Origin of the sequence: Micromonospora sp. ANENR4, assembly GCF_015354395.1 — a bacterium.
GTDB classification, from domain to species: Bacteria; Actinomycetota; Actinomycetes; order Mycobacteriales; family Micromonosporaceae; genus Micromonospora; species Micromonospora aurantiaca.
Genome location: NZ_JADKYQ010000002.1, coordinates 148,687 through 163,537, shown reverse-complemented (window position 1 = coordinate 163,537; position 14,851 = coordinate 148,687). Strand labels below are relative to the sequence as shown.

General features: G+C 72.1%; 10 protein-coding genes. 1 reads left to right on the top strand and 9 read right to left on the bottom strand.

Annotated features, from left to right (window positions below):
- Positions 1-68: 68 nt before the first annotated feature.
- Together IRY44_RS03915 and araB are read right to left on the bottom strand one after the other, a co-directional pair.
- Positions 69-740, bottom strand: a complete 672-nt coding sequence (locus IRY44_RS03915) for an L-ribulose-5-phosphate 4-epimerase (RefSeq protein ID WP_194799090.1) — start codon at positions 738-740, stop codon at positions 69-71.
- Positions 737-2,419, bottom strand: a complete 1,683-nt coding sequence (gene araB, locus IRY44_RS03910; protein WP_194799089.1) for a ribulokinase — start codon at positions 2,417-2,419, stop codon at positions 737-739. The genes IRY44_RS03915 and araB overlap by 4 nt, the downstream gene beginning before the upstream one ends.
- Before the next feature lie 638 nt (positions 2,420-3,057).
- On the opposite strand from araB, the gene IRY44_RS03905 reads away from it, so the two are divergent.
- Positions 3,058-4,713 (top strand): ricin-type beta-trefoil lectin domain protein, encoded by a 1,656-nt coding sequence (locus IRY44_RS03905; RefSeq protein ID WP_194799088.1) that lies wholly within the window; start codon positions 3,058-3,060, stop codon positions 4,711-4,713.
- 59 nt (positions 4,714-4,772) lie between these two features.
- Here the strand turns inward: IRY44_RS03905 and mmsB are convergent, their stop codons facing one another.
- From mmsB to rph, 7 genes are all read right to left on the bottom strand, one after another.
- Positions 4,773-6,020 carry a multiple monosaccharide ABC transporter permease gene (gene mmsB / locus IRY44_RS03900; RefSeq protein WP_194799087.1) on the bottom strand — a complete coding sequence of 416 codons (1,248 nt, stop codon included), beginning with the start codon at positions 6,018-6,020 and terminating at the stop codon, positions 4,773-4,775.
- Entirely contained in the window at positions 6,017-7,555 is a 1,539-nt protein-coding gene (gene mmsA, locus IRY44_RS03895; protein WP_194799086.1) for a multiple monosaccharide ABC transporter ATP-binding protein, read from the bottom strand. Before mmsA ends, mmsB begins: the two co-directional genes overlap by 4 nt.
- An 84-nt stretch (positions 7,556-7,639) precedes the next feature.
- A complete protein-coding gene (gene chvE / locus IRY44_RS03890; RefSeq protein WP_071094585.1) occupies positions 7,640-8,779 on the bottom strand; it encodes a multiple monosaccharide ABC transporter substrate-binding protein in 1,140 nt (379 codons plus the stop codon).
- Positions 8,780-8,979: 200 nt separating this feature from the next.
- Positions 8,980-10,332, bottom strand: coding sequence for an endo-1,4-beta-xylanase (locus IRY44_RS03885; protein ID WP_194799085.1), 1,353 nt, complete (start codon positions 10,330-10,332; stop codon positions 8,980-8,982).
- 170 nt (positions 10,333-10,502) lie between these two features.
- Positions 10,503-11,597: a 12-oxophytodienoate reductase gene (locus IRY44_RS03880; RefSeq protein WP_194799084.1), complete on the bottom strand. Its 1,095-nt coding sequence runs from the start codon at positions 11,595-11,597 to the stop codon at positions 10,503-10,505.
- Between the two features lie 42 nt (positions 11,598-11,639).
- On the bottom strand, positions 11,640-12,008 hold the full coding sequence (locus IRY44_RS03875) for a MerR family transcriptional regulator (protein ID WP_194799083.1): 369 nt from the start codon (positions 12,006-12,008) through the stop codon (positions 11,640-11,642).
- A 48-nt stretch (positions 12,009-12,056) separates the two neighbouring features.
- Positions 12,057-14,675: a rifamycin-inactivating phosphotransferase gene (gene rph, locus IRY44_RS03870; RefSeq protein WP_194799441.1), complete on the bottom strand. Its 2,619-nt coding sequence runs from the start codon at positions 14,673-14,675 to the stop codon at positions 12,057-12,059.
- Between the last annotated feature and the right edge of the window lie 176 nt (positions 14,676-14,851).

The window sequence follows — 14,851 nt, the reverse complement described above, 5'->3', positions numbered from 1 at the left end:
GCACACGGCCGGCGGGAGCCGGAGCGGCCCGGGTGTGGTGGTGGGGGGGTGCGCGGCGCGGTCCGAGGTCAGTGCGCCGGCGGGCGTTGGCCGTACACGTTCTGGTAGCGGTCGTAGAGCGAGTCGATGTCGGCCGGCGCGATCGGCACCGGCCGGCCGAGCGCCCGGGCCAGGTGGGCGGTGCGGGCCACGTCCTCGCACATCACCGCGGCCTTGACCGCCGCCCGCGCGTCGCGGCCGATGGTGAAGACGCCGTGGTTGCGCATGAGCACCGCGGGTGAACGGTGGCCGGACAGCGTGCTGACGATGCCCTTACCGATGTCGTCGCCGCCGATCAGCGCGAACGGCCCGATCGGGATCTCCCCGCCGAACTCGTCGGCCTGCGCGGTCAGCCAGCACGGGATCGCCTCGCCGCGGGCCGCCCAGGCGGTGGCGTACCCGCTGTGCGTGTGCACGACGCCGCCGACCTCGGGCATCGCGCGGTAGACGTAGGCGTGCGCGGCGGTGTCGCTGGACGGGGCGCCGTCGCCGTCGACGACGGTGCCGTTGAGGTCGCAGACCACCATGGCCGCCGCGGTCAGGTCGTCGTAGTCGACGCCGCTGGGCTTGATGACCATCAGGTCCTGACCGGGTACGCGGGCCGACACGTTGCCGGCCGTCCAGGCGACCAGGTCGTAGCGGGTCAGTTCGCGGTGCAGGCGCGCCACCGTCTCGCGCAGCGCGTCGACCTGGCTGTTCATCCGACCACCTCCAGGGTCGCGGCGGCGCGGTCCGCGGCGGCGTCGACCGCCGCGTTGCGGATCGCCCGCAGGCGGAGCATGACGTCGTTCGCGCCGCGGCCGAAGTGGTCGTGCAACGCGCGGTACTCGGCGTACAGGGCGTCGTAGGCCCGGACGTTCTCCGGTACGGGCCGGTAAACGGCCTCGTCGATGCGCCCCATCACGGCGGACGCCTCGTGGATCGTCGGGTACGCACCGGCGGCCACCGCCGCGTGGATGGCCGAGCCGAGCGCCGGGCCCTGGGCGGAACCGATGATGCTCAGCGGCCGGTTCGTCACGTCGGCGTAGATCTGCATGAGCAGCCGGTTGGAGGTGAGCCCACCGGCCACCACCAGATCGTCGACCGGCACACCGGCCTGCGCGAACGCCTCGACGATCATCCGGGTGCCGTACGCCGTGGACTCCAGCAGCGCACGGTAGACGTCCGGCGGCCGGGTGGCGAGCGTCAGCCCGACGATCATCCCGCTCAGGTCGTGGTTGACCAGCAGGGACCGGTTGCCGTTCCACCAGTCCAGCGCCACCAGGCCATGCGCGCCGACCGGCTGGGCGGCGGCGGCCTCGGTGAGCCGCTCGTGCGAGTCGAACCCGGCCGGGGCGGCGTGCCGCACGAACCAGCCGAAGATGTCCCCCACGCCGCTCTGCCCGGCCTCGAAGCCCCAGGCGCCGGGGCTGATGCCGCCGTCGACCACGCCGCACATGCCCGGCACCTCGGCCGGGTGGGTGCCGTTGAGGACGTGGCAGGTGGAGGTGCCCATGATGGCGACCAGCCGGCCGGGCCGCAGCGCCTGGGCCGACGCGGCGGTGACGTGGGCGTCGACGTTGCCGGCCGCGACCGCGATGCCCTCGGGCAGCCCGGTCCAGGCGGCGGCGCGGGCGCTGAGCGTGCCGGCCCGCGCGCCCAGCGGCAGCAGCGGACCGTCCAGCTTGGTCACGAAGTCGGCGAAGCCGGGGTCGAGCGCGGCCAGGTAGTCCGCCGACGGGTAGCGGCCGTCCTGCCGGATGCCCTTGTAGCCGGCCGTGCAGACGTTGCGCGTCTCGGCGCCGCAGAGCTGCCACACGATCCAGTCGGCGGCCTCGATGAACCGCTCGGCCCGCCGGTAGACCTCCGGGTCCTCCTCCAGGATCTGCAGGCCCTTGGCGAACTGCCACTCCGCGGAGATCTTGCCGCCGTAACGGCCGAGCCACGGCTCGCCGCGCTCGGCCGCCAACGCGTTGATCCGGTCGGCGTGCGGCTGCGCGGCGTGGTGCTTCCAGAGCTTCACCCAGGCGTGCGGGCGGTCGCGCAGTTGCGGGATCTCGCACAGCGGCGTGCCGTCGGCGAGCGTCGGGAGCACGGTGCAGGCGGTGAAGTCGGTGCCGATGCCCACCACCCGGGACGGGTCCACGCCGGCTTCGGCGAGCGCGGCCGGCACCGCGTGGCGCAGCACGTCGCGGTAGTCGTCCGGGTCCTGGAGGGCCCAGTCCGGGGGCAGCGCCGGGCCGCCGTCGGGAAGCGCGGTCTCGATGACCCCGCGCCGGTACTCGTGCACCGCCGTACCGAGTTCGGCGCCGTCACGGACCCGGACCACGAGCGCCCGCCCGGACAGTGTGCCGAAATCGACCCCGATCACGTACCGATCCGACGCGTCCACTTCGCTCATTTGCACCTCCGCCGTGTCACGGGGTTAGTGTTAGCGCTCACATATACATCCGTCAAGACACCTCCGGGCAACAGCTGCGTAACGAGCAGCGACACTCGGAACCGACGTCCGCCGCCCCGCGCGGACCGGCCCCGCCGCCGGCCGGGAGATCCACGCCAACGGTGCGGCCAAGCCGCGGGCCGACGCCCTGTTAACGACAACAACCGATGGAACTTCCGGAAATTCTCTCGGCGCTCCGGCCGCCCCGGGCCCGGACGTCCAGACGCCGCCGCCGAGCCGCGCAGAGGGCCACTCAGCGGCTCTTTTTCTCGCCGCGACGCCCGCGGAGAACGGTCGCCGAGGGCCGCCCGCAGGCCGCCAGCCTATTTACAGTGTTTGATGTCAGCGATAACATTTCGCCATCCCCACATTCGGCGCCGCTGTCCGGGAAACCCCGGCGCCGCAGCCGGGCGGCGACGGACGGCGACCCCGTCGACCGCCGGAACCCCACCACCCACGAGCGCCCGCCGGCACCGACCGGCCGCTGGAACTGCCGTGCCGCGTCCGTCCCCGTGGACCACGGGCGACGCCGTGCGACCGGCGGGCCGCTCCCTTCCGGGCACCGCCACGGACGGCGCCCGGCCACCGAGGAGGACCCAGTGCGCAGATGGACCCGACGGACGCTCGCCGTCCTGGGCGTCGCGGCGGTGGCACTCGCCGCGACAGTCACCGACCAGGCCGTGGCACCGCATCCCGCCCGGGCGCTGGACAACGGCGTCGCCCGTACCCCGCCGATGGGGTGGAACACCTGGAACACCTTCGGCTGCAACATCAACGAGACCCTCATCCGCCAGACCGCCGACGCGATGGTCAGCAACGGCCTGCGCGACCTCGGCTACAAGTACGTCGTCGTGGACGACTGCTGGTTCGACCCCAACCGGGACGCGCAGGGCAACCTCCAGGCGCACCCGCAGCGGTTCCCCAGCGGGATGAAGTCGCTCGGTGACTACCTGCACGCCCGGGGCCTGCTGTTCGGCATCTACCAGGTGCCGCTGGACAAGACCTGCGCCCAGGTCGGCGGCACGTTCCCCGGCGCCACCGGCAGCCTCAACCACGAGTACCAGGACGCGCGGCAGTTCGCCGCCTGGGGCGTGGACTACCTCAAGTACGACTGGTGCTCCGGCACCGGCACCATCAACGACCAGGTGGCGCGGTTCGGCATCATGCGCGACGCGCTGGCCTCCACCGGCCGGCCGATCGTCTACAGCATCAACCCCAACAGCTACCACGCCAAGACCGGGCCGCTGCGCAACTGGAGCGACGTGGCGAACCTCTGGCGAACCACCGAGGACATCACCAACGCGTGGAACACCGGCCAGGCCAACGGCTACCCGATGGGCATCCAGAACATCGTCGACGTCACGGTGCCGCTGGCCGGATACGCCGCGCCCGGCGGGTTCAACGACCCGGACATGCTCGAGGTGGGCAACGGTGGCATGAACGACACCGAGATGCGCAGCCACTTCGCGCTCTGGTCCATGCTGGCCGCGCCGCTGATGATGGGCAACGACGTGCGCTCGGCGAGCGCGGCCACCCTGGCGATCCTGCGCAACGCGAACCTGGTCGCGATCAACCAGGACACGCTCGGCCGTCAGGCGGTCCAGGTCTCCTTCGACGGCACGCGGCGGGTGCTGGCCAAGCCGCTGGCAAACGGCGACGTGGCGGTTGCGCTGTTCAACCAGGGCGGCTCGACCACCACCGTCTCCACCACGGCGGCGGCCGTGGGCAAGAGCGGCAACTCGTTCACGCTGCGCGACGCGTGGACCGACGCCACCTCCACCAGCACCGGCACGATCTCCGCCAGCGTGCCCGCGCACGGCACCGTAGTCTACCGGGTCAGCGGGGGCGGCACCACCACCCCGCCGCCGGTCCCGACCACGTTCCGGCTGCGCAGCGAGTCGTCCGGCCGGTGCCTCGACGTGGACAACGCCGGCACCGCGAACGGCACCGGGACGCTGATCTGGGACTGCCACAACAACGCCAACCAGCAGTTCACCGCCAACGGGCAGGCGTTGCAGGTGCTCGGCAAGTGCCTGGACGTGCCGACGAACGCGACGGCCGGCACCCGGGTGCAGATCTGGGACTGCAACGGCGGCACCAACCAGCAGTGGACCGTCAACGGCAACGGCACGGTGAGCAACGGGCGCTTCCCGTCGCTGTGCCTGGACGTCGACAACGCGGGCACCGCCAACGGCACCCGGGTGATCGTCTGGACCTGCCACGGCAACGCCAACCAACGGTGGAGCCGGGCGTGAGCGGCTACGGCCGGTGAACGGCGGCCGGCCGGACGAAGGGGCGAGCGTCCGGCCGGCCGTCACCGGGCGCCGGCCGCCCGGCGCTTGTTCCAGATGTCGAACGCCACGGCGACGAGCAGCACCAGGCCCTTGACCACCGACTGGACGGACTGGTCGACGCCCATGAGCTGCATGCCGTTGCTCATCACCGCCATGATCAGGCCACCCACCATGGCGCCGACCACGGTGCCGACGCCACCGGTGACGGCCGCCCCGCCGATGAACGCCGCCGCGATCGCGTCCAGCTCGAACATGTTGCCGGCCGCCGGCTGGGCCCCGTTGGAGCGGGACGAGTAGATGACGCCCGCCACGGCGGACAGGAAGCCCATGTTGACGAAGATCCAGAAGTTGACGCGCTTCACCCGTACGCCGGACAGCATCGCCGCGGGCAGGTTGCCGCCGATGGCGTACACCTGGCGGCCGAACACCGTACGGCGGGTGAGCAGGCCGTAGACGAGCACGAGCACGGCGAGCACGATCAGCACGATCGGCAGGCCCCGGGCGTGGGCGAGCTGCCAGGCGAACCACATGACCACGGCGCCGACCACCACGATCCGCAGGACGAACAGCGGGAACGACTCCACCGGCTGCTCGTGGCGCACCCGGGCGACCCGGGTCCGGAACACGCTCACCGCGTACCCGACCACGGCGAAGGCGCCGATGAACAGCGTGAAGGCGTCGTAGCCCTGGCCGCCCAGCAGGCCGTTGAGGAAGCCGGCCGCGACCCGCTGGTACTCCTCCGGGAACGGCGACAGCGAGATGTTGTCCAGCACGCGCAGCGTCAGACCGCGGAACAGCAGCATGCCGGCCAGGGTGACGATGAACGCCGGGATGCCGGCGTACGCGACCCAGAGCCCGTGCCACGCGCCGACCGCGACACCCACCGCGAGCGCGGCCAGGACGCCGGCCCACCAGGGCATGCCCTCGCGGATGACCAGCACCGCCGAGACCGCTCCGGTGAGCGCCACCACCGATCCCACGGACAGGTCGATGTGGCCGCCGATGATCACGATCACCATGCCGATCGCGAGCACCAGGATGTAGGAGTACTGCAGGACGATGTTCGTCAGGTTGCCGGGGCTCAGCGAGACGCCGTCGGTCAGGACGGCGAACAGCGCGACGATCACCACCAGGGCGATGTAGATGCCGCTCTGCCGCAGGTTGCCCAGGATCAGCGCGCGCGGGTCGCTGGTGCCGGTGTGCAGGCTCGCCGCCGCGCCGGTGTCCGGCGCGGCGACCTTCTGGGGCGTGGGCTTCGTGCTGGTCATCGGACGAGATCCCTGTCCTTGGTCATGAGTTCCATCAGGTTCTCCTGGGTGGCGTCGGCCACCGGCGTCTCCCCGGTGATCCGCCCGGCCGCCAGGGTGTAGATGCGGTCGCACATGCCGAGCAGCTCGGGCAGTTCGGAGGAGATGAGCACGACGGCCTTGCCGTCTGCCACCAGCCGGTTGACGATCGTGTAGATCTCGAACTTGGCGCCCACGTCGATGCCCCGGGTCGGCTCGTCGAGGATCAGCACGTCCGGGTCGGTGAACAGCCACTTCGCCAGCACGACCTTCTGCTGGTTGCCGCCGGAGAGCTTGCCCACCACCGACATCACCGTCGGCGCCTTGATGTTCATGTCGCGCCGCCCCCGCTCGGCGACCTGAATCTCCCGGTTGCCGTCGATCCAGCCACGGCTGGCCAGCTTGTGCAGCGCGGCGGCGGAGACGTTGCCCCGCACGTCGTCGATCAGGTTGAGGCCGTAGTGCTTGCGGTCCTCGGTGGCGTACGCGATGCCGTTGGCGATGGCCTCGGCCACAGTGCGCGCCCGTACCTCACGGCCCCTGACGAACAGCCGGCCTCTGATGTCCCGGCCGTACGCCCGGCCGAACACGCTCATCGCCAGCTCCGTGCGCCCGGCGCCCATCAGGCCGGCGATGCCGACGACCTCACCGGCGCGTACGTGCAGCGAGGCCCGGTCGACGACCAGGCGGTCCTGGGTCGGGTGGCGCACCGACCAGTCCTCGATCCGCAGCACCTCGTCGCCCGGGGTGACGCTGCGGCTCGGGTAGAAGGCGGCCAGGTCGCGCCCGACCATGCCGCGGATGATCCGGTCCTGGGTGACGGCGCCGTCGGACATGTCCAGCGTCTCGACGGTACGGCCGTCGCGGATGACTGTGGTCGAGTCGGCGACGGCGGTGATCTCGCCGAGCTTGTGCGAGATCATGATGCAGGTGATGCCCTGGTCGCGCAGGCGGCGCATCAGGTCCAGCAGGTGCGCCGAGTCGACGTCGTTGAGTGCGGCCGTGGGCTCGTCGAGGATCAGCAGCCGTACCTTCTTGGACAGCGCCTTGGCGATCTCCACGAGCTGCTGCTTGCCGACGCCGAGCTGGATGACCGGGGTGACCGGGTTCTCGTGCAGCCCGACCGACCGCAGCAGCGCCGCGGCCTCCGCGTTGGTCCGGTGCCAGTCGATCAGCCCGCCGCGGCCGCGGCGCTCGTTGCCGAGGAAGATGTTCTCGGCGATCGACAGGTAGGGCACCAGGGCGAGTTCCTGGTGGATGATGACGATGCCGCGGGCCTCGCTGTCCTGGATCCCCCGGAATCCGACCGGCTCGCCGTCGAAGACGATCTGGCCGTCGTAGCTGCCCGCCGGGTAGACCCCGGACAGCACCTTCATCAGGGTGGACTTGCCGGCGCCGTTCTCACCGCAGATCGCGTGGATCTCGCCGCGCCGTACGGCGAGCGAGACGTCCTGGAGCGCGGCCACGCCCGGGAAGGTCTTCGTGATGCCCCGCATCTCGAGGATGTGATCGCTCATGGGTATCCGTCCTGCTCGTGGTCGAGGTGTCCGGAGCGGACGGGCCCGGTGGCGCGGTGGCCGCCGGGCCCGTCGCCGCGCGGGTCAGCCGGCCCGTCCGGCGGCGACCTCCTGCTCGGTCAGGTAGCCGGAGTCGATCAGGACGGACTTGATGTCCTCCTTGTAGACGGTCTGCACCGGCAGCAGGAACGCGGGCACGACCTTGACGCCGTTGTTGTACGCCTTGGTCTCGTTGGCCTTCGGCTCCTCCTTGCGCAGGAACGCCTCGGCGGCGATGACCGCCTGCTCGGCCAGCAGCCGGGTGTCCTTGAACACCGTCGAGCTCTGCACGCCGTCGTTGATCAGCTTGACCGAGGCGACCTCGGCGTCCTGGCCGGTCACCACCGGCATCTTCTTGGCGCCGCCGCGGTAGCCGGCGTTCTGCAGCGCGGTGATGATGCCGCGGGACAGGCCGTCGAACGGCGACAGCACGCCGTCGACCTTGCTGCCGTCGTTGTAGCTGGAGGTGAGCAGGTCCTCCATCCGCTTCTGCGCGGTCTCCTGCTGCCAGCGCAGGATGGCCGCCTGCTCGATCTTGGTCTGCCCCGACTTGACCTTCAGCGTGCCGGCGTCGAAGTACGGCTTGAGCGTGTCCATCGCGCCGTTGAAGAAGAAGCCGGCGTTGTTGTCGTCCAGCGACCCGGCGAACAGCTCCACGTTGAACGGGCCGGTCGCGGTGCCCTTGGCGCCGTCCTTGGTGAGCAGGCCGAGGCCGACCAGGAGCGCGTTGGCCTGCGCCACGCCGACCTTGTAGTTGTCGAAGCTGACGTAGAAGCTCACGTTCGGGCTGTTGCGGATGAGCCGGTCGTAGGAGATGACCGGGATCTTCGCGGCCGCGGCGGCCTGGAGCTGGCCGCTGAGCGCGGTGCCGTCGATCGGGGCGATGACCAGCACGTCCGCGCCCTGCGTGATCATCTGGTCGATCTGCTGCGACTGGGTCGGGATGTCGTCCCCGGCGTACTGCAGGTCGACCTTGTAGCCCTTGGCCTGGAGCTTCTCCTTCACCGAGTTGCCGTCGGCGATCCATCGTTCCGAGGTCTGCGTCGGCATCGAGACGCCGATCGTCAGGTCGCCGGGCTTGGCCGAGCTGGTGTCTCCGCCGCCTCCCGCGCCCTCGCCGCTGCAGGCGGCCAGGCTGATCGCGAGCGCGGCACCGCTGAGTGCGGCCAGAAGTCGTCTGCGCACGAGCGTCCTCCCTGTCGTGGCGGTCCCTGTGACACAGGTAACCCTCACGGGGAGTGTTAACGCTCACAAGTTGCCCCGTCAACCAAACGCGCGAAATGCGCATGTCTCTTTCTCGTAACAGAGACGGCGGTCCAGGTCGGACGGGACGGCGTGACGGAGCACCGCGGGGGCGGCGCGCGCCGCCCCCGCGGTGGCCCGGATCAGGTCGCGGAGCAGGTGGGTGTCATGCCCGATCCGCTGCCGTTGCCTTGGAACCCGAACTCGGCGCTCTGGCCGGCGCCGAGCTGGCCGTTGTAGTCCACGTTCGTGAACCGCACCGTGCCGCTGTTACCACTGGCCGTCGCGCTCCAGGTGTTCGTGATGCTCGCGCCGCCCGGCAGCGTCATGCTGACCGTCCATCCCCGGGTGCCCGACGAGCCGGCTGTCACCTTCACGTTGGCGACGAAGCCACCGGTCCAGGAGTTCAGCGTCACCGAGGCCGAACATCCACCCTGGCCCGGCGGCGGGGTGGTCGGGTTGTTCGGCGGCGGCGTCGTGGTCGGCGGCGGGTTGTTGCCCCCGGCGTTCAGCGCGTCGAGCACCGCGTTGTACGCCGCCTTCTTGTTGCCCGAGCAGTCGAACAGCAGCGCGTTGTCCGAGCCGCGCCACGAGTCGCAGTCCCGCACGCCCCACACCGTGATGCCGGTGCAGCGCGACACCGCCAGGCAGGCGCGGGTCACGGCGGCGTAGATGTTCGCCTGGTTGCCGCCGGTCATCACGTCCAGCTCGGTGATCTGCACCTCGACGCCCAGGTCGGCGAAACGCTGGAGGTTGGCCTGGTAGTCACCGGGGATCGTGGTGCCCAGGTGCGACTGGAAGCCGACGCAGTCGATCGGCACGCCCCGCGACTTGAAGTCGCGGACCATGTTGTAGATGCCCGTCGACTTCGCGTTGATGCCGTCGGTGTTGTAGTCGTTGTAGCAGAGCTTCGCGCCCGGGTCGGCGGCGCGGGCGGCCCGGAACGCGGCCTCGATCCAGTCGTTGCCGGTGCGCTGCAGGTTCGAGTCGCGGCGCCCGCCGCTGCCGCCGTCGGCGAACGCCTCGTTCACCACGTCCCAGGCGTAGATCTGCCCGCGGAAGTGGGTGGCGACCTGGGTGACGTGGTTGATCGCGGCGTTGCGCAGCGCGCTGCCGGACAGGCCCTGCGCCCACGACGGCTGCTGCTGGTGCCAGAGCAGCGCGTGCCCGCGCACCGACATGCCGTTCGCGCGGGCGTGGCTGACCAGCCGGTCGCCACCGGTGTAGCTGAACCGCCCCTGCTGCGGCTCGGTGGCGTCCCACTTCATCTCGTTCTCGGCCACCACGGAGTTGAACTCGCGGTTCAGCACCGTGGCGTACGTGTTGTCGGACAGCTTGTTGGTGGCGACCGCGGCGCCGAAGTAACGGCCCTTCTCGGCCGCCGCCGCGCGCAGCGTGGTGCCGGCGCTCGCGGCCGGCGCCAGGGCCACGGCCATCCCGGCGGCGAGCGCGCCGGCCAGGATGCCGGTGGTCAGCAAGGCTCTCTTTCGTCTCATGCGGATTCCTCTTCCGGGGGTTACGCGATGGTGGTGGTGCGAATCCCCGACCCCGCGTCCGGTGGCGGTGTCGGGGTACGCCCAGCGCGGCTCGCCCGGTGAGCCTTGCGGCGCTCGTGCCCTGCCATCGACTGTGAGCGATAACATCCCCCGGCGTCAACCCCTGCCGCCTAGGGATAGACGTCCTCGTGCGCCTTGCGGTAGTCGACGATCTCGTCCAGCCGGCCGGTAGCGGCGTGCGTCACCCAGGCCGGGTTGCCCAGCAGCGCGCGACCCAGCGCGACCAGGTCGAACTCCCCGTCCGCCAGCCGCGCGGCCAGGCCCGCCACCGACTCCGGGCCGTCCGGGCGCAGGAAGTCCCGCCGCAGCCCGACCGAGCCGACGGTGATCGACGGCAGGCCGGTGAGCCGCTTCGCCCAGCCGGCCAGGTTCAGCGCCGAGCCGGGGAACGCGGGCTGCCAGAAGCGGCGCTGCGAGGCGTGCAGCACGTCGGCGCCGGCCTCGGCGAACGCGCCGAGGATTCGCGCCAGCTCGGCCGGGGTCTCGGCGATCCGCGCGTCGAACGCGCGCTCCTTGAACTGGGAGAATCGCACGATCACCGGCCGGTCCGCCGGGACCTGCGCGCGGACCGCGCGCACCACCGCCGCCGGGAACGCCGCCCGCCGCTCCGGTGAGCCGCCGAACGCGTCGGTCCGGCGGTTCGTGTACGGCCACAGGAACTCGTCCAGCAGGTAACCGTGCGCGGCGTGGATCTCGATCGCGTCGAACCCGGCCCGGACCGCGACCCCCGCCGCGTCCGCGTACGCCGCGAGCAGGGTGTCCACGTCGGCGGCGGTCATCGCGTACGGCGCCGGGCGGCCCGGCTCGCGTACCCCCGAGGGGGTCCACGCCGGACGGCCGTCCACCGGCTCACGCAGGCTGCCCAGGTGCCACAGCTGCGCGGCGATCCGGCCGCCGGCGGCGTGCACCGCCTCGACCACGCCCCGCCAGCCGGCCTCGGCCGCGCCGGCGGTCATCCGCGGCACGGTGTCCTCGTGGCCGGCGCTGGGATGGTCCACCAGCACGCCCTCGGTGACGATCAGGCCGATGCCGGCCGCGGCGCGGCGCCGGTAGTAGTCGGCCATCTCGGGCGTCGGCACGCCGCCCGGCGCGCGGTTACGGGTCATCGGCGCCATGACGAAGCGGGACGGCAACGACAGGCCGGCGACGGTGACCGGCTCCAGCAGCGGCGTCACCGGCGATGCGGTGTCCAGTGTCGCGTTCATGACCCGACGCTAGGAGTTGACACCGGTGTCAAGGGCAAGCGCTCAGGCGGCCGGATCCCGGGTGTCCTCGGTCACCGTCATGTCGGACACCACGTCGTCGAGCACCGCGACGGCGTGCGCGAGCCGCGCCATCTCGGCGGTCATCCGAGCCCGCTCCTCGCGCAGCCGGTCGGTGAGCCACGACGTGCGGATCTCCGGATCGGTCACGCAGGGCAGCAGCTCGGCCATCCGGCGGCTGCTCAGCCCGGCGTCGAACAACCGCTGGATGAGCCGGACCCGGTCCATCGCCGAATCGGCGAAGACCCGCTGCCCGCTCGGCGTCCGCAGGGCGGCGAGCAGGCCCTGCTGCTCGTAGTACCGGATGGACCGGGCGCTCACCCCGGTACGCGCCGACAGCTCCCCGATCCGCATCGCGCCTCCCCGCTCGCCGGACCTCCATCATCGAGCATGCCGCGCCGGTCAGGACAGCAGCTCGACGTACCCGTCGGTGCCGTGCACCCGGATCCGCCCGCCGTCGGGGATCAACCGGGTCGCGTCCGGCACCGCCACCACCGCGGGCAGGCCGTACTCGCGGGCGATCACCGCGCCGTGCGTCATCAGGCCGCCCACCTCCGTCACCAGGCCCGCGACTGCGACGAACAGCGGCGTCCAACTCGGGTCGGTGTGCGCGGTGACGAGGATGTCGCCCGGCTCCAGGTCGGCACCGGCCAGGTCCGTCACGACCCGCGCCCGCCCCTCGACGACGCCGGCCGAGACCGCCAGCCCGGCCAGGGCGCCCGGCGGCACGTCGGCGCGCCGGTACGAGCCGTTCAGGGCCTCGCCGTCCGAGGTGAGCACCCGGGGCGGGGTGAGCGCCTGGTGCGACCGGAACTCCTCCCGGCGCCTGCGGATCAGCCCGGCGTCCACCCGCCCGGTGGCCGCGACCTCCCGGAACTCGTCGAAGGTGAGGTAGAAGACGTCCTCCGGATCGGCGAGCACACCGGCGCGGGCCAGCCGGTCGGCCTCCGCCATGAGCGCCTGCTTGTACACGGCGTAGCGGCTGACGATGTCGTACTTCGGGTACTCCCGGTAGCCGGCGAACGTCCGTACCCGGTCGATCATCGCCTGCGTCTCGGCGGCCTTGCGCTCGCCGTCGGGCAGCGCGCGCAGGCGGTCGAGCACCTCCCGGGCCTTCGCCCACGCCCGCTCCCGGCCGTCGGCGAAGCGGCGCGCGGCGGCGCCCGGGGCGAAGGTGCGGACGTGGTCCAGGATCAGCGGCACGAGCGTGGCCGGGCACTCGCTCCACCGTGGCCGGGTGATGTCGATCTCGCCGACGCAGCGCATGCCGTACCGGTCCAGGTAGCCCTCGACGGCCGCGCGTGCCTCGACGCCGCCCGGCAGCTTCGGCAGTTCGTCCAGGAACCCGTCGTCGGCGCCGTCCCGCAGGAACGCCACCACCTCGGGGTACGCGCGGACCACGTCGGCCACGTCGAGCAACGCCAGGCCCATCTCGGCGGTGACGTTGCCGGGCGCGGACAGCGTGAGCGTGTCGGCGGCGTCGCGTTCGCCGAGCCACTCCCCCAGCTTGTCGTTGAGCCACCAGGTGGCCTGCATCCCGGCCATGATCACCTGAGCGCTCACCGGATCGGTGAGCACCCGCTTGTGCTCGGCGAACGCCTCGTCCAGGAAGTCGAACAGCCCGGACCCGGACCGGCCCCGGATGTCGCGGCGCAGGGCGGCGACCGACTCCCGGCTGCGCTCGATCAGCGCGGTGACGATCGCCGGGTCGGTGTCGATCGAGGGCGGCGGCCCGCTCGCGGGCGGGCCGGCCGGTGCGGGGTCCGGCGCGGCCGGTGCAGGGTCCGGCGCGACCGGTACGACGTCACGGGCGAGGACCGTCTCCAGCGCGTCCCGGGTGAGCGGGTCGGCCCGGCCGATCATGCCCAGGAACGCGGCCCGGCCCGCCGCCGTGGACAGGTGCGGCGTGGCGTCGACGAACAGCCGGCCGCCCGCCTCGTGCATCGGCGCCATGGCGGTGAGCCGCCACATCGACAGGCCCAGCGGCCTCATCGCGTCGGTCATCATCTGCTGGTGGCCGACCGACAGGTAGACGTGGAACCGCCCGTCCGCGGCGGCCGCCGGCACCGGGAACAGCGTGGTGATCGGCCGGCTCTGGAGGATGTGGACGTCGTCCCCGGTCACTGCCCACTCGACGTCCTGCGGGCAGCCGAAGTGCGCCTCGATCCGCCGGCCCAGCGCGGCGAGGCGTACCGCCTGCGCGCCGGTCAGCGCGGGCTGGGCCTGCCGCGCCGGGTCGACCGGTGTCTCCCGGGTGCCGCCGCCGGGTGCCGCGTGCACCGCCCGCGCCTTCGCGCCGATCGTCCGGCCGGCCACCACGCCGTCGCGCACCGTGAACACGTCCGGGTTCACCAGGCCGGAGACCAGGGCCTCGCCGAGACCGAAGCCGGCCTCGATCGACACCACCGTCCGGTCGCCGGTGACCGGGTCGGCGGTGAACATGACCCCCGCCGCGTCCGGGACGACCATCCGCTGCACCACCACCGCCATCTCCACGGCGCGGTCGTCGATGCCGTGGCGCCGCCGGTAGGTCACGGCACGGTCGGTGAACAGCGAAGCCCAGCAGCGGCTGACGTGCCGCAGCACCTCGGCCGTGCCGACCACGTTGAGGTAGGTGTCCTGCTGGCCGGCGAACGAGGCGTCCGGCAGGTCCTCGGCTGTCGCACTCGACCGCACGGCGTACGCGGCCTCCGTGCCGAGCCCGGCCAGCGCGGCGGTGACCGCCGCCGCGACCTCGCCCGGCAGCGGGGCCCGCTCGACCGCGCGACGGACCTCGGCGGCGGCCGCGCGGATCGCCGCCGGGTCGTCCGCGTCCGCGCGGGCGAGCCGCTCCAGCGGGCCGGCCAGCGCCGGCGTCCGCGCCACGGCCAGCCGGAACGCATCGGTGGTGACGCAGAAACCCGGAGGTACGCGCACCCCGCCGAGCCGCGTCAGCGCCCCCAGGTGCGCACCCTTGCCCCCCACCGCGGCGATCCGCGTCTCGTCCACCTCGTGCAGTTGCCACACGTACCGTCCGGTCATGCCGTGCCCCCGTTTTCGCAGCTCGACCCGCATCGGCCGATGATTCTGCGGCATCACCGGGGCCTTGCGGCAAGACCCGGGGTGCGATATACGTTGATAGTGGCGAGGAGAGGTGTCTCCTTGCCTTTAGTTTTTCCGCACCACCAACCCTTGCCCTGACCCGCTGCCGTCGCGTG